Origin of the sequence: Paenibacillus sp. NPDC056579, from assembly GCF_042793215.1 — a bacterium.
In the GTDB taxonomy this organism is placed as follows: domain Bacteria; phylum Bacillota; class Bacilli; order Paenibacillales; family NBRC-103111; genus Paenibacillus_S.
Genome location: NZ_JBHTVD010000003.1, coordinates 756,960 through 775,780 on the forward strand (window position 1 = coordinate 756,960; position 18,821 = coordinate 775,780).

Here is an 18,821-nt window from a genome sequence, read left to right on the forward strand (position 1 = left end):
AAAAAGGGGACTAATGTTACCGCTTTCATCCATCTGAAAAAAATATTTTTTTAAAAATAAGTAAGCCGGAAGCAGCGCCTCCGGCCAGCCGGGAGCTTTATTCGCCTAGTGGGCTCCCGAAGATTGAAATTCATTTCCGCAAGGACCTGCGTCCTCGTTCTCATCGACCGTCAAATCCGTACCGTCGTACCGGTACAGCGGCTTGTAATATTTCCCGATCTTCGAGGTCAGCCCGTCGGAATAATGGCAGATGAATGCTCTGCGGAATCGTTCGCCGGACGTGTTCGGGAAGGAACCGTGAATGACGCTGCCGTTAAAGAACAGCACGTCGCCGGCTTCCATTCGGGCGGGTACGACTTCATACCCTTCGGGTACTTCTACTTCCTCTTTCGTGAAGGACACTTCCGGATCGGCCATATGCGGGCACTGGATCGGGAAGCGGTTCGTTCTTGGCACGAGGAACAAGCCGCCGTTCTCTTCGTCCGCCGGATCAACGGCCGTCCAAGCCGCAATACATGTACCCGGCTCCACCTTCAAATAAAACTGATCCTGATGCAGCGCCTGCCCTTTCGCACCCGGTGGCTTGAAATAAAACATGCTTTGCGCGGCAAGCGGCTCGGCACCGAACAGATCGGCCAATATGTTCATCACCTTGGGATGGAGCATATACTCGAATGCTATCTCATTGACCTTGTGCGGATGCATCATCCGCGGGTACAGCTTCAGAATGTCCCCATTGGCCTCTTCTTCGGACAACGGGTTGAAGCAGCCTGGAATCGGCCCAGCGGCATGAAGCCTCATGAATTCGTCCTTGATGCGCTCGACGTCCTCCGCGAGCAACCCTTTTACGATCAAGTATCCTTCTTCATCAAACTGCTTTTTCTGCTGCTCGCTCAGCACGCCGCCAAGTGTTTGGTTTGACATGGAATCCTTCCCCCATCCATAATATTGATTATGATTCATTGATATCATTATAAAAGGTTAAGGACATCCGGAGGAATGGAACAAATGGCTGAAAACCATAACAATCCTGCTGCCTCATCCGTTTCGGCAGAAACCGCCGCGCCTCCCCCGGGGATCCTGGTCTCGGGGCATTTCAACCAAGCCTACGGCTATCAAACAAATCGATCCCGAGGGACGAAGGACTGGCTAATAATGTTTACTTTATCCGGCTGTGGTTATTATTGGCATCAAGATACGATGCGGCACTGTTCCGCTGGAGATATCGTCCTGCTGCCGCCGGGTACGCCTCACAATTACGGGACGCCGGAGGGGCACGTGTGGGAATTCGTATGGGCGCATTTTTTGCCGCTTCCTTCATGGTCGGAATGGCTATCGCCTCCGCAGGACAAAGATGCGCTGTTCCTCATTCATGTTGAATCGGAAGCACAGCGGGAGAGGATCAAAGGGGCTTTCGAGCGGATGATTAGGGACAGTCTGGAGTCGGACTTTTACCGGACGCGGCTCGCTCTCAACGCAATGGAGGAAATATTGCTGCTCATCGGGCAGCAAACCAATAGGAAAAGCGTGCCCTTGGACCCGCGCGTTGAGCAAGTCCTCGGGTTTATGGAGCAGCATATGAAGATGCGGCATACGGTGGAGGAGCTGGCAGCACTAGTCGCCCTTTCTCCATCACGTTTGGCCCATTTATTCAAGCAGGAGGTCGGTGAGTCGGTGATGGAGACGCTGCTGCGGCTCAGGCTCCGGCATTCGTCGAGGCTGCTCGAGCATACGACGATGCAGGTCGGTGAAATCGCCGAGGAGGTGGGCTTTCACAGCCCGTTTTACTTCACGAAGCAGTTTACCGCCTACTATGGCAAAAGCCCCTCTCATTACCGTAAGACGGTAAGGAAAGCGGCTGATGAGGAAGAGCCGTGATCTATTGGGCCATGGCTTGATCTATAGCTAATGAAGCAGCTCTGCGTGGCGGGATTTGAGCGACCTCCGCACGGAGCCGCAAACGCGCGCCTGGGAATAACGCGCTTCTGAGTAATTTCTTTGTCCCTCATGCTATTGAGGGCCGGTACTCCTCCGCCTATGAATGGTGATCGATTCCGTGTGCGGCCTGCTTCGTGATGCAAATTTCGTTGGTGATGGAGATACGCTCCAGCTTCAAATGCCATATGTGCCGGTGCAGCTTCTCCGTTGCCTCTTCGTCGCCGCTCTCATGAAGCAGTTGCCGGTATGCTTCCAGCAGCTTCAAATTCACCGCGTCGAATTGCCTGTACAGCATCTCCCTCTTCCGTCTGTACTCTTCCTTGCGAAGGGTCTCTTTGCGGTTTTTCAATTTATGCAGCAGCTCATCCGCCCACACTTGATCCCCTAATTGAAGGGCGTACAAATACAGGTCCAGATGGTCGTCAATATATATGGATTCCAGGCTTGAGTTCATAATTGAAGCTCCTTTCTCCCGTTTCTCCGTCTTTTGCATGGTGAACCGGCTTATTTAACATATATATCGGATAGTTTTACTTGGTTTTTAATATTTTTACCACGATCGGCTGCAAATGTAAAGCGGTTTTTCTCTCTCCTTACCGCCAAAAAAGGCGAACCTTGAAGGCTCGCCTGGCTGTCGGAAAGTATTGATTTATAATTTGCCATAAGAGGAGGTGCGGAATACCTTGGAGAAGCGTCAGCGTCCGCCTTTGAATTCCGTGAATACACCATAAGATATAATTATAAAATTCACGGGATTCAACAGCGGCTGGAAAGGTATCCGTACCGGAGCTTCCTGTGCAAATAATGATCTGAGCTTTCGGCAGTCCATAGAATCATCGGGTTCGCCTTCCCCTACCCTCTGATTTCATTTTCCTCCAGCAAAAGGTCCGTTACGATCGCCAGAGTCTCCTTCTGCTGCTCCAGCAAAGCGTCCTGGTCCAGCTTCCCTGCCTTCAAGTCCTTGTCTATCAGCGTCATAATCCATAAGGAATGGATGAGGGCATAGCGGTAATAATTTTTCTGAAACGTATGGAAGCGGCTGCTCCAGCCAAGCTGTAACCGGCGTGCGTAATACACCTGCAGCACTTCGTTCCGGACCGAGGCGTTTACTTCCGGCCTGCGGTAATTCGGACTTGTAATGTCCAGCAAATTATATAAATCCCAATACATCGAGTTCAAATGAACATATTCCCAATCGAGAATTATAATTTCATCATTGCGAACCGACAGATTGAGCGGGTGGTAATCTCCGTGCGATACCGTCCATTCGGACTGCAGCTCGTCATCGACCTGCTGTAGGATCCGCGCAGCCCGGTCAATCAAGTACGCCGGAACCGACCGCTTCTCCAGAATCGATTGCCAGAGCTCGCTCTTCTCTCTTACCTCGTTCAGCACCACATCAACCTTTGGCGTATGCCCTGTAAAATCAGCCGGCAAACAGTCCATCGGAAGCTGGTGCCAAGATGGAATCGCTGCAGCCGCTTTCACCAGCGTGTCCCGGTCGAACCGGTGCTGAAGCGGCCCCAAATCCTCATATATAGCCCAAAATCGGTCGGCATCCCGATGCTTGGCCTGCGCCAGCAAATTCGGGTATCTCACCGGGATGTGCGGGAGCAAATGTTCATAGACCCACATTTCCCTCCCGATGGTTTCCAGATTGGTGAGCGGCTTGAAGATGAAGCTCGAATGGTCGTCGTTCTCCACGACAAACCGTTCTACCGCTTTTCCGTTGCGTCCGACATACAAAGTTTCCCGGCTCACCAGCTTACTGGAATCAAGTGTTCCGTCTTGTCGTACCATTTGATCAAAAAGTATGCTATCCATGTACCGGTCAAATCCTTTCATGCGGCGCTCTCCATCTCCACATTTTCTTTATCTATCGTTCAATATATGCGATAGAGGACATAACATCAATAGGTTTTTTTACAATATATTCACAATGCAGCAGTCCTAAAGATTACCATCAAAATCGGCCAGGCAAGAAGAGCTTAGCGGCGACCAGCAGCTCCGTATCGGACAAACTCGTCGTACGCCCGTCCTTGTACTGTTCGGCAACCCATGCGGTCATGGCCTGAATCGCCTCGTCCCTTTTATCGATCCGCTCCGTTCCAGCCAGACCAAGCTGCTTGTTCACCCAAAAAGCAACTCCCGCAGCCCCCGCTTTATCCGTCACCTGCACACCGAGAGGACGGTTCAACAGCTTACCCGTATCGAAAATATTGTAAATCTCCTCGTTCTTGATCACTCCGTCCGCGTGGATCCCTGCCGCAGTAACATTAAACTGCTTGCCGACAAACGGCGTCATCGGCGGGATGCTGTATCCAAGCTCATGCTCAAAATAGTCCGCAATTTCCGTAATGACCGTCGTATCTATCGAATGATCGCCGGTAAGTCCGATATACTCGAACAGCAGCCCCTCAATCGGTGTGTTGCCCGTTCTTTCTCCAAAGCCGAGCAGCGTTCCGTTCACTCCTCCGACTCCATATAACCACGCAGTAGCAGCGTTGGTCAGCACCTTATAAAAATCGTTGTGCCCGTGCCACTCCAGCTGCGCGCTTCGGATTCCCGTCTCTTGCCGCAGCGCGTGGACAAGTCTCGGTACGCTTCTCGGCAGCACCGCACCGGGATACGAAACGCCGTATCCCATCGTGTCGCACAGGCGAACCTTAACGGGGATACCGCTGTCCTCGGACAGTTGAACAAGCCGTTGTACGAATGGAATGACGAAGCCGTGTACGTCCGCCCTGGTCACATCCTCCAGATGGCAGCGAGGACGAATCCCTGCCGCAAGAGCGGCCTCAACGATGTCAAGATACTGCTTCATCGCCTGCTCCCGATCCAGACCGAGCTTCGTAAAAATGTGGTAATCCGAAATGGAAGTCAGGATGCCCGTCTCCTTAATGCCCATATCCTTTACCAGCGCAAAATCTTTCTTAACCGCACGAATCCAGGCAGTCACCTCGGGAAACCGGTAGCCTTTTTCCATACAGCGATATGCGGCCTCCCGATCCTTTTCACTATACAGGAAAAACTCGGATTGACGGATCACGCCACGCACTCCGGACAAGCGGTGCAAATAATCGTACAGCGTTACAATCTGATCGACCGTATATGGAGGTCTTGCTTGCTGCCCGTCCCGAAACGTCGTGTCGGTAATAAAAATGTCGCTTGGCATGGCGGTAGGGACGTCCACCCCATCGAATAAGATTTTGGGCGGGGCGGAATAAGGAAACTGATCGCGAAAAAATTCCGGCTGTTGGCTCATGGGATTGCACAACCTTTCTGAGTAGTCTTGTTAATAGCATATACAGTTTCTTGCTATAAGTATAATTGTTCATTTTTATTATCGTGATAACCTTATGTTATGTAACATTCGAAATAAAAAGCCCCATACCCATTCCTTACCGGAATTTGTGGGTGGAGGCTTGTACTTTTCACTCTTAGCTCTTACATGCGCACTATCAACTCTGCTTCGCTTGTGCCTCTGCCAGCTGCTTGATATGCTCGTTCCGTTTGCGCAGCAGCTCGGACATATACTTTTCAAGAAACAGCTTGTCGGCCAATCTCCCTAAGAAGCCTAACGGCGACGTATAGTCGAACCGGTCGAGCATTAACGTCCCTCCGCCTTGCTGCGGAATGAATTCATGCACATGGTAAAACCGGCTGAATGCTCCGCTTACCATTTCATCCACAAACCGATGAGGTGCATCCATCTCCGTAATTCGTGCGGTCAATCGCTGCTTAATGCCAAAATGCACCGCTTCCCACGTTACCGTTTCGTTCAGCTCGATCAGCCCGCTTAAGCGCCCTCCTACTGCTTTCTCCTGCGTTTGAGCGGTAGATTCCATATGGACATCAATGCTTCTGGCCAAATCAAAGCACACTGGCGCCGGCGCTTGTATGTAAAAAGACATTTCAATGATTGGCATGCTCATCGCCCCTAACTGCCGTTGTTGTGTCATTGTATATGAAAATGGGTATAATGCACAGGCATAGGAGAGCCTGCTCACTGCTTAGTCTAAATGTTTTCGTTAACAACATAAAGAAATCTTTAAAGAAACCGTGTTGAATTCACGAAGCTGTTGATATAAAATCAATTCGTTCGTTATAAAGAACAAAAAGGAGCGTCGTTTCTTTTGTTACATTCTTTGACTTCTTTCCGGTTTGTCGCCGCTATGATGGTCTTTCTGTATCATGTGAATCTATTCAAGCAATTTGAGCTTGGGACAGCGGGAGTTCAGTTCTTTTTTGTATTATCCGGGTTTATACTTGCCTACAACTATCGCTCCAAGTTTTCACAGCTAACCTTAAACCAAACAAAGAAATTTTATTTGGCGCGGTTTGCCAAAATCTATCCAGTCCATGTGTTAACCTTTGTAATTTCTATTCCTCTTGTCGTAATGTATTTTCATCCGAATGGTCTATATGCCGTTAAATTCGCTGTTATGTCGGCCATCAATCTGATGTTAATTCACAGCTTCATTCCAAGCCAGGCCACCTATTTCAATTTTAACGGCGTATCCTGGACATTATCGGTTGAATCCGTGTTCTATTTAACTTTCCCGTTCATCATCTGGTTATTTACCAAATTTAGAGTGACTAGAAACGTTCTCAAATCGTTAATTGTACTATTTGCCGCTTGGCTCATTATGTTTTTATTGAACATGAATTTGGATGCGGATAACAATCTTTGGGTCTGGATGCTGCATATTTTTCCTATTACAAGATTGTTTGAATTTATGACCGGCGTGTTATTAGGGATCATTTTTATCGAGCAATCCACAAACAAATTGAAATTCGTAAATAATACGAAGCTTTTTCACTGGCTTGAGCTGTTGAGCTTGTTGTCGTTTGTCATTTCTCTCGTTCTTTCCAAGCAAATGAGCCCGGCGATCGTCCGTGGAGTTTATTTTGTTCCAGTCTGGTGCTTCCTCATTTATGTATTTGCTTTCCAAAAAGGTGTCTTGTCAAAAGCTCTTTCCAACAAGTGGTTAGTTTACTTAGGAGAGATCAGTTTCTCTTTTTACATGATCCACCAGCTAGTAATCCGTTATTCAGAATTTACTGGAATTGCGCCCGTGTCTCGATATGTGCTGTGCTTCATCGTTTCTTTAGTGCTTAGTGCGCTTATGTTTCAATACTATGAAGAGCCTTTGCGGAAAAAAATTCGCTTTGGGCTTTTCAAAACAAGCAAACCATCCGTACAGTTATCAAATAGTGCCATGATCAAATAGATTTTAGGCGTTTGAACATGCTAACGCATTTTCCAACAAGCAAATCAGCTCAGCTTCAATCTTAACAATCATTTATTTGACTATTACTTATTCCTCACGATGACATGGTTATCCAGCAGAGTCCACTGGACTCTGCCCCATTCGGTATACGGGTAGCTGTTCTGCAGAAGCACATACATTTCATCCGACTTCCCTTTAGACAAAATGACAGCTCCTTCGCCTAAAATCAAAAATACATGCAATGAGTTCTTTATCACTCATATACATCCCGCACACAAACCAAAGAGCCCTCCAGCCACTTTCCCTAAGGAAAGCGCATAAGAGAGCTAAACTAGGTGGACTGCGCAAAGCGGGATTGACTAGCCGATCAGATGGTTAATTCCCCAAGCTTGATCAGCTCGACAACTGCTTGTGAACGACCTTTCACATTCAGTTTTTGCATGACGTTGGAAATATGGTTACGCACCGTTTTCTCGCTGATAAACAGCTGTTGTGCTATATCCTTGGTAGTTTTGTCCTGCACCAACAGTTCGAAAACTTCGCGTTCACGATTGGTTAGCAAAAATTTACTTTTGTGGTCGCTGCCCTTCAAAGTGTCACCCCTCCTTGCCCGGGTTTTTGTATCATTACAAGGTGTAGGGATACAGTCAAAGTTAGTTTATGAAGGGCACTATATAATGGTGCAGTAGCTGGAAAAAATGGGCGTTGATCAGGGAAACGGCTCTTTAGCCTATGCAAAAAGGCACCCGGCGTACAAGCCGGATGCCTTTTATCATTTTCATAAGGTGAGGATCATCATGTCCTCATCCAAATAAGTGCCATTCACTTTTACCGCACGAGCTTCGGTGCCATAGACGGTAAAGCCTAACGATGCATAGAGCCGCTTGGCAGCACCATTATTGGAGACGACCGTCAGCTTTATCAATTCCAATCCATCGAACGACTTGGCCCGCTGCAGCAGCTCGTTGAGCAAAGATCGGCCCACTTGTTGGCCGCGCGCCTCGGGGGCGACGTACATCGCGTAAATATTGGCTTTATGCTCGATCTTCGGTTTCGTTTCACGAACCAAGGTAACAATCCCGACTAATTGCTTCGAATCCGAGAAGCAGCCTAGAGTGAACTTCCCTTCAGCCGGGGCGAGATTTTGCCTAAACACCTCTATCGGCTTCTGCAGCTCGGTTTCGTAATCGGCCAGAAACGCTTCCGAATGCTCCTTTAATGCCCGAAGCCTAACCTCCCGGTACACCTCGGCGTCTGCCGATCCCAACACTCGAATGTGCATCTGCATTGCCCCCTTTCCGTCTAGCCATTATACCAGATTCGAAGGCCTCTCACACAAACAAAATCGGCTGACGAATCCCGATATTACGGCGAACCTCCATATCGGTCGGATCCGGATCAAGTCGCTTCCACAGCTCAATGTACGCATTCTCACCATAGGCCAATCCCGCGAACAGCAAGGAAGGCACCTTTGCAGGCCAGCCATCGAAGTGCTCCACATCCGGCGGGTAAGGCCAGCTGCTTTTGTCGTTCATATACGGGTACAGGTAGGATAACCCCTTGCGAATGCCGCGGCCGTCCGCCAGCTCGAATTGCCACAGGTTATCTTCGGGTGTCGATAAAATATGGCACAGCGCAGCCATGTTATCGAGCACGAAGATCGCGTATCCATAAGGCTTGGTGCGTGCCAGCTCCCGCGGGAAGCTGCCGTCTGCAGCCATCTGCTCAGGAAGCAGCACTTCTTTATACCGCTGCCTGCAAAATCGCAGCATATCCTCATTGCCTGTAAACCAGGCGAAGGCAGCCGCTTGAACGAACCAGCACACCGAATGGTTGTTGTCGGCGTTCATTTCCTCGATCCCATTTTTGTGCGTGCTCATCCAGCTCAAGTATTCTGCGAACCAGCGCTTCAGCCCGTCGTAAATTTCCTCTGTCATCGATGGGGAAGCTTTTAAGGCTTCTGCAGCAAATGGAACGTCCACCAAATGCAGCGTGTCGATAATGCCGATGCCACGTCCTGGGGTAATTCCCGGTATCGCTTGAGCATAGAGCAGATGCGGATTCATAAGGGTTTCCTCATCCAGGAAAAACTCTTTCAAGAAACGCACCGCTTTGGCCGCATAAGCCTCGCTGCCTGTATACTGGTATGCTGCCGCCAAATTAGCTATATGAGTTCTCATGCTTCTTAAGGTAAGACGGTGGCTGTCAAAATTGTTCGGGTTGCTCTCTCCGTCGCGTCGAATATACGGCAGGCCGTCCGGTGTTTCAGGATTAGGCCACCAATAGTCGCCGTTGGAATAAAAATCGTGAATGCCGCCCTCGCTCATGCGGGCGACTGCATCGGTGATATGGACCGGCTCCGCCTTCAAGGATGCATCCGCATGGCGGACAATCCACTCCTTATCGAACAGCTCGAATTTGTCCTTCGCTGCAAATCTGATCATGTAGCTATACTCACTCCTTTGTCCTATACGCTCAGCATTCGAGCTTGAGGTCCTTGCCCTTGCTTACGCTTCGCAATCGATCATCACGTGAATCGTATCGCCTTTATGCTCGTTGCGGAGCTTGAAAGCTTCGGCAATATCCTTCAGCTTGACCACGTGCGTAATCATCTCGGCGGTGTTCACCAGCCCGTCCAGAACCAATTGCAGCCCTTGATCGAAATAGCGCCGGTTGTCGATATCCCGCTTCGGTTCCGTAGAATAAATGTCCAAACGTTTTTTATGGACTTTGAAGAAATCCACCGGCTTGTGGCATGTGCCGATACAACCGTACATCACAATCCGGCCGTTCTGCCCAGCCGCGTTAATCGCGTCCACCATGCCGTCGCCTTCCAGCAGGCACGGGATCACGACGTCGAACCCTTCGGGAAAGTCGCGTCCGACGATATCCATCGTATTCGCATCCGGTGACGGCATTTTATACGTATGGGTTGCTCCGTATTTGCGCGCAAGCTCCAGCTTCTCGTCGAACAGATCCGTCACGATCAGGTTACGCGGACTGTACAGGCTGACGATTTGCGTCATGATCAAGCCGCTGACCCCTTGTCCTGTTATGAGCACGTTTTTGTGAGGGGAAATTTCCGCAAGCTCCGCTGCATGAATGATGCCCGGAAGCACCTCGATCAGCGATCCTTCGATTAACGGCAGCTCTTTGGGAAGCACCTTCACGGAGAACGGAGTGCAGCATACATACTCGGCGAAAGCTCCCCATATATAGCGAAGGGCGACATGATCACCCACCTGCAAACCGATGACGTTCGGTCCCACTTTATCTATAACGCCGGCCACTTCATGGCCAAGTCTCGTCGGATAACTAATAAATTCCGGCTCTCGGGCGCCGCGAAACACTTCCACATCGCTCCCGCATATGCCCACCCATTTGACTTTAACCCTGACTTCCCCTTCTGCCGGCTCGGGTATAAGTGCTCTTTGCAGTGAGATGCTTCCCACCTCTTCAACAACGGCGCACAGCTGCGTCCCTTCTCCATCGGAATCAACCAGCTGCATCGGCGGCACGGACATTTTTCTAACCATACGATAGCTCCTCCTTATGTGTTCGACCCTTAAAAAAATTATATAGGATGAGCTCTGGCATCGGTATGGAAAAACTTCATTTGTTTATTGTCATTATTCAGTTTCTGTCATAAGTCACGATACGCCATACGTTGGAAAAGTCCTGCTCCAGATTAATGTCCTTCCCGATGGCATTAAGCAGCGATTCCCTGTACTGGGAGGGAGATTGCCCGATTCGTTTCTTCAATATTTTAGAGAAATAAGCCTGCGTCCAGCCCACTTTCTCTGCAATTTCCGATATCGGCAGCGCGGTGAATTCAAGGTATTCCTTGGCCTTCTCCAAGCGGATTTCCTGCAAATACTGGATCGGCGTCATCCCGGTCTTATCGTGAAACCGTTTGATCAGATAGTTCGGATTAAAGCCAAAGTGACGCGCCAGCAGATCCAGCGTGATTTTATCGGCAAAATGGCTCTTCATGTAATGGACAATCGGGTCATTGTCGTCGTGCGGCGGCATCGTTTGGAATGTATCCTGTTGTTCGGCTCCCGCTCTGGTCATCATGGACACCAACGTTCCTTTAAAGCCCGATTCGATGGTGAGCGGGTGCAGCGTACCGGGCTTTCTTGCATGCAGCAGCGACATTTTGTAGTACTGCTTCAGCTCCGGCAAATAGCTTCCTGCACAAGCGCAATGCGACGGAACAGCGGACAGGCAATCGACGATCTTCGGATCCTCAATTCGGAATTTGAAATCCAGCGTTACAGAAGGGCTTGAAAATTGAAAACAATGTGAAACCCCTTTCAAGAACAAGTAAGCGGCTCCTTCTTTCATTTCGCAGCACTGCTGTCCTATAGTTACTTTGCCTTTTCCGGAAAGAACGACCAGCAGCTGATCATAGTCGGTATGTAAATGAGACTCTACCTTGCTGCCCTTGGCATAATCGATACGCGCTGTCCAAAGCAACGATAATTGGGAATCTCTTAAAAGGTTCATATGTATTGACCCTGCCTCGCTTCATGAAGTTAGCTGCTTAAAAAGATAGCAGAGCAGACCTTGACAGGTCTTCCTCCTCATATTTTAATATATTACCTGGAAGGAAGCCAGACAAAGCCTGCAATCTATTCCTTGACTCCATCTGCTAGGGCTAAAGTTAAATAACGAAATAATATCCGTTGAAAAAACCGATAGTAATGATGACGTTAACAATCATAAAAAACAGCTGGAACAGCCTGAAGCCGTTCTCGCTTTTAGACGTAAGGCTTACCAAATAAATGTAAAAAGGAATGCAGACCATCATATACCGGACCACGCTGACCAAAAAATATGGCTGGCTGGAGAACGGAATCACAATCAGCATCGCGCCGTACAAGTACAGCAAAAGCTGCTTCCAGTCGCGGCATATCGTTTTGAAATGAACCACAAAGTAAGCAATATATACAAGAAACACGAGAGTCGATACCGCAAATGCGATAAATCCGTTATCCCACCCGTCCGGCGTGGCAAAGTAAGGATTCGACAAGTACCCTATGTAATTTTTAAAGGGAGCGGTCGTATGCCGGAACCAGTTCAGGCTTTGCTCATGGAACGGCGCCAGAAAATCTCCCGTGATTTGATACATATGCAGCAAATACAAGCCCATCGGCACTAAAGAAAGGACACCGTAAGCCGCGCATTTGACATAGGTTCGGGTAAACCGAAAGCCTTGGTCGAGACAGACGGCACCCGCTACGAATGCCAGATTCATCACGCCGGGAACCCGGGTCACGGTAGACAATCCCGCCGCAAGGAAGGCCAAAGCATACTGCCTGCTCGTCGCACAATAAATCGATATCGCGGACAGCATCAGAAACAAGCTCTCCGTATAAGCAACCGATAAGTAGACGGATGAAGGGTATAAGAGCACCAGAAATACAACCGCCCCGGCCTGCTGCTCTGTCAGCCCTCTCTGTCTGCCGATGAGATATATAAATAACAGCGCTGCATACAAGAATAAGTTGGACAGCAGCATACCGACGGCAATCGGTTCCAGGAACGGCAGCAGCTTGCCGGTAATAAATATCAGCAAAGGATACAGCGGGAAAAACACCCAATTCGCAGCGGTATGCGGTTCGTCGATTCGCACCTTGTCATAGCCTTGAGTAGCGATTCTCAGATAAGAATACGTATCGAATTTCAGAAAATCCGTGAGGGTCGGCAGCTGCGTTTCCTCCAATGCTTCGGGCTGCTGGAGCTTCCAGGCCGGCAAAAAATCGAATTCGCTTCTCTCATAGGTCGGCATGTTGTTATAATGGTTAAATAAATTCATTCCTATGTAGCCTGTAAATAAAGTGAGTGCGCGGCTTATGATCAGCAGGATTGCTATCGTAAGCATGATTTTTTTCGTCAATCGAACTTCTAAACCCAATCTCTCCACCCCATCCTCTCTTTATATGTACTATGATAGACGGATTACATAGCCGAATGGGTGTTAATTTTTTGTAAATATATAAATAAATAACGAATTATATGTTTAAATACTATAAACAACATTCCTATGCTTAGAAACATTTGGACTCGACTCGATGGAAATTCAGGAACGGAGGTTATTCCTATTTTGGAGAATCCGGTATTGACGATTGTTGTCCCATGCTATAATGAAGAAGAAGTGCTGCCGGAGACGGAGACCAGGTTAAGCCGCGTATTAAGCGAACTCATTCAAGACCGGCTAGTTTCTTCCGCAAGCACTATTTTGTTCGTCGATGACGGGAGCCGCGACCGCACCTGGGCGTTGATTGAGCAATTTCATACCTCCAATCCGTATGTAACCGGGCTCAAGCTGGCTGCCAATGCCGGGCATCAGAACGCTCTGCTCGCCGGTTTAATGACCGCTGAAGCATATTCGGACTGCGTTATTTCGATTGATGCGGACCTGCAGGACGATACCGGGGTGATGCGCGAATTTGTCGTCCGATTTCGTGAAGGCTATGATGTCGTATACGGAGTGAGAAAAAGCAGAGCGACGGATACATGGTCCAAACGGGCGACCGCACAAGGCTTCTACAAGCTGATGACCAAAATGGGCGTCAATATCCGCTATAATCACGCTGACTATCGCTTATTGAGCAAGAGAGCGCTGCAGTCTTTGGAGCAATTCAAGGAAGTAAACTTGTTTTTGCGGGGCATCGTTCCGTTGATCGGATTCCCCTCCACGGAAGTGTATTACGATCGTCTGGAACGATTTGCGGGAGAGTCGAAGTATCCGCTCAAAAAAATGCTCGCCTTCGCCCTCGAAGGCATCACGTCATTCAGCGTCAAGCCGATCCGGTTTGTTACGCTTACGGGATTCGGCTTTGCTGTGTTAAGTGCGCTTGCGTTTATCTATGCGCTTGTCGGCAAGTTCTGGGGGACTACGGTATCCGGGTGGACCTCCCTCATCTTATCGATCTGGTTCATCGGCGGCGTGCAGCTGCTGGCGCTTGGTCTGATCGGCGAATACATCGGTAAAATATATAAAGAAGTCAAGCGGCGTCCGCTCTATGTCATTGAGAAACAGATGCTGACCGATGTCGGAAAAAGAGAGTATCAGCAATCCGCGGCGGAGGCCGCCATTTCCATTGGGGGGCGTTATGATTAAGCTGCTTCAACACAGCTTTGTAAGATTCCTGATGGTCGGCGTATTCAACACGCTGGTCGGTTTGGGAACCAGCTTCTTGTTATTTAACCTGCTCGATCTCGGTTATTGGCCGGCGACCTTCTTGGGCAACACGATAGGGGCCATCGTAAGCTATGTGTTGAACAAGAAATTCACCTTCCGTTCGGAGGTAAGCGTCAAAAACAGCTGGTGGAAGTTTATGCTCGTTATTTTATGCTGTTACGGCGTGTCGTACGGGGTAAGTAATTGGTTGGGACAGGTTGTTTTGCGGATGCTTCCGCATGTGAAACCCGTTTGGGTTCACAATGCCGCTATTTTGGTCGGCAGCGGGCTGTATACGATCAGCAATTATTTCGGTCATAAATATTTTACGTTCCGCTCCCGTACTGCCGGTTCACCTATGACGAACTAAGTATTGGCCAAGCTTCTGTCATCGATTTCGTACGGATACGAAAAGATGGCATGGCAGCAGCCTGGCATCCTTTATATGAAAAAAAACCGCTGACTCAGCGGTTTTTCATCTTTTTATTCGGTAAGTCCTTAGTTCATTGTGCGTGGAGATTCCAGATTTGCTGCCGGTTCAACGTAAGCTGTGCAAAATTTGCAGCGAACGGCCTGCTTTGGAATATCCGATAGACATTCCGGGCATTCCTTCGTTTCCTTCTTCGGATCAGGCTTGTCCTCCTGCTTTTTGCGCAGGCGGTTGATCTGCTTGACGGTAATAAAAATAACGAATGATAAGATAAGGAAATCGATCATCGTACTGAAAAACAATCCAAAATTAAGTGTCGGTGCCCCAGCAGCCTTAGCTGCCGCCAAGGAATCGTAGCTTTTTCCATCTAAGCTGAAGAACAAATCCGAGAAATTGACCCGGTTAAGCAAAAGGCCTATCGGAGGCATAACAAGGTCACTCACAATAGAGGTAACGACTTTACTGAACGCTCCGCCGATGATAACACCGATCGCCAGATCGATCATGTTCCCTTTCATTGCGAATTCTTTAAACTCTTTGATCATTTTGGAAGCCATACTTCAACGTTTCTCCTTTGCTGCGCTTGTTTGTTACTATCATACCCGATTTTTCCCTCGGGGTCGATAAGGTAACGGGCTGGAGGCATAAAAGCATTCCCTTCCAAATCAAAATAAACCTCCAGAGCCCCTAGATGATGGAGGCAGCCTGGAGGTTATGCTGCGAGTGTCGGGATGGACCTAAGGTCCAATGGACACTCGACTTTGTTTAAACAGCGTGGTTGGTTACTTCCCGATAAACTGCTGGGTAACCATCTTGCCGCAAGCTCCCCCATCCACAATGCCGATGCCGATATGGGTAAAGTCTTCGCTCAGAATGTTGGAGCGGTGCCCCGGAGATTCCATCAGCGCACTATGCGCTGTGTCCGTCGCCTGATTGCAGGCGATGTTCTCCCCTGCCGTCGAATAGCTGATACCGAGCCGCTTCATCATGTCGAACGGCGATCCGTACGTTGGAGAATCGTGCGAGAAATAGTTTTTGTCCACCATGTCCTGACTTTTGAGCTTCGCCGACTTGGACAGCTCGAGGTCAACTGTTAATGGGGGAACACCCTCCTGCTGACGGGCTTCATTCACGAGATCGATCATTTGCTTCTCTTCAGGGGAGAGAAAATCCGCTGTCGGAGGCGGAGTCGGTTTCGGCGCCGGACCAGGTGAGGGAGCTGGGGCCGGTTTCCGATCAGGAGCAGGTGCAGGAGCCGGCTTCTTCGGAAGCTTCCGATTGCTATACGCCCATATAATTGATTGAAGCGTCCGGTCGTCAACGGCACCGGTCACCGGCAAGCCATAAGATTTCTGGAACGTTCTTACACTCTGCTCCGTTTCCGCTCCGTAATACCCCGTTATCGTACCCGGAAAATACCCTAGCGTCTTCAGCATCCCTTGTACGACGAATACGTCAGGTCCTTGGGAATTCTTTCCGAAGCCTAATACGTTGGTGCTGAAGGATAATAACAACAGCAAACAAATACAGAGAGTAACGAGCAGTTTCCCCTTCCTGAGCTTGCCGCGCATATACTCATACCTCCATGGGTTGGATTGATGTTTCGTTTATACCAAGCTTCCCCATTTGCCTTCATTTTTATGAGAACAGACACGCCGTTTTACTTAGTTTAATGGGAAGCGGATATCCTTCGTCCATTGTACGCCAAAAAATCGGAACCCTTATCTCCGGGTTCCGACTTTTGAAATCAGGCGCTGCCTTTTTAACGGCTGGATTTTCTTTTGGACAGCGAGATGACAAAAGAGATCAATCCCAGTACTAGTGCCGCGATAGACAAGTACAATGGTGCTTGCGATGCGGCAGGAGCTGCAGCAGGCTGGCTGTCGTGCCCGGCACCCGCAGCACCTTGTGCAGGCGTTGACGTCGTGTTGCCATGGCTGTCTTGGCCCGCGCCTGCTGGCTTCGCTTTGACTTTGGTTACGGAAGCCGGTTTATCCGAGCCTTCTGCCCCTACCCATTCAACGACCGAGCCGTCTTTGTACGTTTGATAAGCTTTCCAATTGATGCTGGTAGCGTTGTCCGCTACTTTCCCTTGCATATAAAATTCCATAAATTCCGTTGCACTAATCCCATCACCGGTTGCCGTCCAGGTTACGCCTGTAATTTTGCCGCTGGCATCCTTCGCAATCTCATACTTCCAGCCCGGCTTCGGTTCGAATCGGCTGATCGATACGGAGTCGACAGCAAATTTCACTTCCACTTTGACCGTCGGCACCTCTTTTTCCGATGGTACGCGGACGGCGAATTTTTCATACGAGCCTTGTACAGCTTCTGCAGGCTGCACGGTAACGTGAGCGCTTGCCAATCCTCCTCCGAGCATGGATAGCAGCAACCCAATCATAAGGAACATGTTGATTTTCTTCATTTGTTCATTCATCCCCTCAACTTCATGCTTGAAAAACTTCTTTCTTAATGTACAACATGGAGGATGGGATGAATATGACTCTATCGGGCTATTTGCGCCCTTGTTTTTGACTATACTGTGTCAAGCCGTGACGGATTGCATAAGCTGTTAGCTGCACCCGGTTATCCAGCGACAGCTTGGATAATATGTTCTTGATATGATTTTTGACCGTGTTCTCGGTTATCATCAGCTGCTCCGCGATTTGCCGGTTGCTCTGCCCGCTCGCGACACATGTCAGAATTTCTCCTTCCCGAGCAGATAAGACGTGAGGTTTCGCCTCCTCGACCGCCTGCGCAGGTACGGAACGGAACTGATGAAAGAGCCTGTCCGCCATTTGGCGCGCAATGTCGCTGTTATCGTCCAGAAGCCCACGCAGGTAGACGATCCAGTCGTCAGGGTCCATATTTTTAAGAAGATACCCTTGTGCTCCGTTCTGAATGGCCGTGAACAAGTCGGCTACGTCGTCCGACACGGTCAACATGACAATTTTGATATGAGGATGCAGCTGTTTGATTTTCCTCGTCGCCTCCAGTCCCGTCATTCCAGGCATTTGAATATCCATAAGCACCAGGTCCGGGGACATCTCGCGGCATTTGGCGAATGCTTGCTCTCCGTTATCCGCTTCGCCAATGATCTCAAAGCCTTCTTCGCCCTCGAGAAGCGTACGGACCGCTCTTCGGGCCAGCGGATGATCATCGGCTATCAACACTCTGTAATTCATTGCGGCTCGCTCCTTTTTACCGGACCAGATACAAACAGCTCCGTTCCTCCTTGGCTCAACTTCTGAATGGTTAAGGCTGCCCCCATCTCGGCGGCGTGCTTGCGCATAAAGGTCATTCCGTAACGATTAGTGCCCCCTATTAAGCTCGGATCAAAGCCTATCCCGTTATCGGAAATCCGCAGAATCCAGTCATTTCCATTTTTCTCGTTAATAAGCTGGAGCTCGATCGATGCATGGTCCGCTTGGGAATGTTTGCGAATGTTCGTGAACGCCTCGCGGATTATGGCAAACAGCTTCACTTCCTCCGCGGGGGCGACGGACTGCTGAAATTCGTCCACCTTTTGTTCGACTGCAATGCCAGTGATCCCGCTCCATTCATCAAGCCAAGTGGACAATCGGGTTCCAAAAGTAGCCCCCTCCTCCGGCGCCGTTCTCAAGTTGAAAATCGCCTGCCGGAGATGATGATCGATCTCGGAAACGGCGGAGCGGGCTTCCTGAATTTGGCCTTTTTTCAGCTGAACGTTCAGGAAAAACAAGATTTGCGCAATATTATCGTGCAGCTCCTGCGCCATTCGCTCCCGCTCTTCGTATACGGCTCGTTTCGATTGCTCTGCGGCCAGCCGCTCGTTCGTGCGGCGTATGCTGCGGAACATCCAAGAGGCGAACAAATAAGAAAGAAACAAGGTAAGCACGGTAATATAGACGTTGCCCGCCTCCATCGAGAGCTCATCCAGCAAAAACTCATGACGGATATATTCAAAACCGCCGATAATAAGCGTTGGCAAAATGATGGCCAGCAGCTTCAATGTGCGTAAAGACATGGATATCCTCTCTTCTAGTAGTCT

The 18,821-nt window shown here is 49.3% G+C and carries 20 protein-coding genes; 4 read left to right on the forward strand and 16 right to left on the reverse strand.

Going from position 1 to position 18,821, the window contains the following annotated elements; genetic code table 11:
• Positions 1-105 precede the first annotated feature (105 nt).
• Positions 106-924: a phytanoyl-CoA dioxygenase family protein gene (locus tag ACFQ88_RS16035; protein WP_239627700.1), complete on the reverse strand. Its 819-nt coding sequence runs from the start codon at positions 922-924 to the stop codon at positions 106-108.
• A gap of 84 nt (positions 925-1,008) precedes the next feature.
• Here ACFQ88_RS16035 and ACFQ88_RS16040 point away from each other — a divergent pair, with 84 nt between their 5' ends.
• Complete coding sequence (locus ACFQ88_RS16040; RefSeq protein WP_379454752.1) at positions 1,009-1,878, forward strand: helix-turn-helix domain-containing protein; 870 nt, start codon at positions 1,009-1,011, stop codon at positions 1,876-1,878.
• Between the two features lie 157 nt (positions 1,879-2,035).
• Here the strand turns inward: ACFQ88_RS16040 and ACFQ88_RS16045 are convergent, their stop codons facing one another.
• The 4 genes from ACFQ88_RS16045 to ACFQ88_RS16060 all read right to left on the reverse strand — a co-directional run bounded on the left by ACFQ88_RS16045 (position 2,036) and on the right by ACFQ88_RS16060 (position 5,867).
• Positions 2,036-2,392 carry a hypothetical protein gene (locus ACFQ88_RS16045; protein WP_239627705.1) on the reverse strand — a complete coding sequence of 119 codons (357 nt, stop codon included), beginning with the start codon at positions 2,390-2,392 and terminating at the stop codon, positions 2,036-2,038.
• A 398-nt stretch (positions 2,393-2,790) separates the two neighbouring features.
• Positions 2,791-3,783 (reverse strand): phosphotransferase family protein, encoded by a 993-nt coding sequence (locus ACFQ88_RS16050; protein ID WP_379454753.1) that lies wholly within the window; start codon positions 3,781-3,783, stop codon positions 2,791-2,793.
• A gap of 118 nt (positions 3,784-3,901) precedes the next feature.
• Complete coding sequence (locus tag ACFQ88_RS16055) at positions 3,902-5,203, reverse strand: beta/alpha barrel domain-containing protein (RefSeq protein WP_379454754.1); 1,302 nt, start codon at positions 5,201-5,203, stop codon at positions 3,902-3,904.
• 196 nt (positions 5,204-5,399) lie between these two features.
• Entirely contained in the window at positions 5,400-5,867 is a 468-nt protein-coding gene (locus ACFQ88_RS16060; RefSeq protein ID WP_379454755.1) for an SRPBCC family protein, read from the reverse strand.
• 207 nt (positions 5,868-6,074) lie between these two features.
• On the opposite strand from ACFQ88_RS16060, the gene ACFQ88_RS16065 reads away from it, so the two are divergent.
• The gene (locus tag ACFQ88_RS16065) at positions 6,075-7,172 is read left to right on the forward strand and encodes an acyltransferase family protein (protein WP_379454756.1); all 1,098 of its coding nucleotides are present in this window, start codon (positions 6,075-6,077) and stop codon (positions 7,170-7,172) included.
• A gap of 367 nt (positions 7,173-7,539) precedes the next feature.
• On the opposite strand, the gene ACFQ88_RS16070 is transcribed toward ACFQ88_RS16065, so the two are convergent.
• The 6 genes from ACFQ88_RS16070 to ACFQ88_RS16095 all read right to left on the reverse strand — a co-directional run bounded on the left by ACFQ88_RS16070 (position 7,540) and on the right by ACFQ88_RS16095 (position 13,092).
• Positions 7,540-7,764, reverse strand: a complete 225-nt coding sequence (locus ACFQ88_RS16070; RefSeq protein WP_028547616.1) for a helix-turn-helix domain-containing protein — start codon at positions 7,762-7,764, stop codon at positions 7,540-7,542.
• Positions 7,765-7,950: 186 nt separating this feature from the next.
• Entirely contained in the window at positions 7,951-8,454 is a 504-nt protein-coding gene (locus ACFQ88_RS16075) for a GNAT family N-acetyltransferase (protein WP_239627724.1), read from the reverse strand.
• A 49-nt stretch (positions 8,455-8,503) separates the two neighbouring features.
• Complete coding sequence (locus ACFQ88_RS16080; RefSeq protein WP_379454757.1) at positions 8,504-9,616, reverse strand: alginate lyase family protein; 1,113 nt, start codon at positions 9,614-9,616, stop codon at positions 8,504-8,506.
• A gap of 63 nt (positions 9,617-9,679) precedes the next feature.
• On the reverse strand, positions 9,680-10,708 hold the full coding sequence (locus tag ACFQ88_RS16085; protein WP_379454758.1) for a zinc-dependent alcohol dehydrogenase: 1,029 nt from the start codon (positions 10,706-10,708) through the stop codon (positions 9,680-9,682).
• A 97-nt stretch (positions 10,709-10,805) separates the two neighbouring features.
• Complete coding sequence (locus tag ACFQ88_RS16090) at positions 10,806-11,681, reverse strand: AraC family transcriptional regulator (RefSeq protein WP_239627731.1); 876 nt, start codon at positions 11,679-11,681, stop codon at positions 10,806-10,808.
• Positions 11,682-11,838: 157 nt separating this feature from the next.
• Positions 11,839-13,092 (reverse strand): mannosyltransferase family protein, encoded by a 1,254-nt coding sequence (locus ACFQ88_RS16095; RefSeq protein WP_379454759.1) that lies wholly within the window; start codon positions 13,090-13,092, stop codon positions 11,839-11,841.
• A gap of 189 nt (positions 13,093-13,281) precedes the next feature.
• Here ACFQ88_RS16095 and ACFQ88_RS16100 point away from each other — a divergent pair, with 189 nt between their 5' ends.
• Both ACFQ88_RS16100 and ACFQ88_RS16105 read left to right on the forward strand, forming a co-directional pair.
• The gene (locus ACFQ88_RS16100) at positions 13,282-14,301 is read left to right on the forward strand and encodes a glycosyltransferase family 2 protein (RefSeq protein ID WP_379454760.1); all 1,020 of its coding nucleotides are present in this window, start codon (positions 13,282-13,284) and stop codon (positions 14,299-14,301) included.
• Positions 14,294-14,731 carry a GtrA family protein gene (locus ACFQ88_RS16105; protein WP_379454761.1) on the forward strand — a complete coding sequence of 146 codons (438 nt, stop codon included), beginning with the start codon at positions 14,294-14,296 and terminating at the stop codon, positions 14,729-14,731. Before ACFQ88_RS16100 ends, ACFQ88_RS16105 begins: the two co-directional genes overlap by 8 nt.
• A gap of 128 nt (positions 14,732-14,859) precedes the next feature.
• Here ACFQ88_RS16105 and mscL read toward each other — a convergent pair whose 3' ends face one another.
• The 5 genes from mscL to ACFQ88_RS16130 form a co-directional block, all read right to left on the reverse strand.
• A complete protein-coding gene (gene mscL, locus ACFQ88_RS16110; protein ID WP_239635504.1) occupies positions 14,860-15,336 on the reverse strand; it encodes a large conductance mechanosensitive channel protein MscL in 477 nt (158 codons plus the stop codon).
• Positions 15,337-15,573: 237 nt separating this feature from the next.
• Entirely contained in the window at positions 15,574-16,362 is a 789-nt protein-coding gene (locus ACFQ88_RS16115; protein WP_239627744.1) for a CAP domain-containing protein, read from the reverse strand.
• A 191-nt stretch (positions 16,363-16,553) separates the two neighbouring features.
• On the reverse strand, positions 16,554-17,216 hold the full coding sequence (locus ACFQ88_RS16120) for a YcnI family copper-binding membrane protein (RefSeq protein ID WP_379454762.1): 663 nt from the start codon (positions 17,214-17,216) through the stop codon (positions 16,554-16,556).
• An 88-nt stretch (positions 17,217-17,304) separates the two neighbouring features.
• Positions 17,305-17,976: a response regulator gene (locus ACFQ88_RS16125; RefSeq protein WP_379454763.1), complete on the reverse strand. Its 672-nt coding sequence runs from the start codon at positions 17,974-17,976 to the stop codon at positions 17,305-17,307.
• Positions 17,973-18,797 carry a sensor histidine kinase gene (locus ACFQ88_RS16130; protein ID WP_379454764.1) on the reverse strand — a complete coding sequence of 275 codons (825 nt, stop codon included), beginning with the start codon at positions 18,795-18,797 and terminating at the stop codon, positions 17,973-17,975. The genes ACFQ88_RS16125 and ACFQ88_RS16130 overlap by 4 nt, the downstream gene beginning before the upstream one ends.
• Positions 18,798-18,821 lie beyond the last annotated feature (24 nt).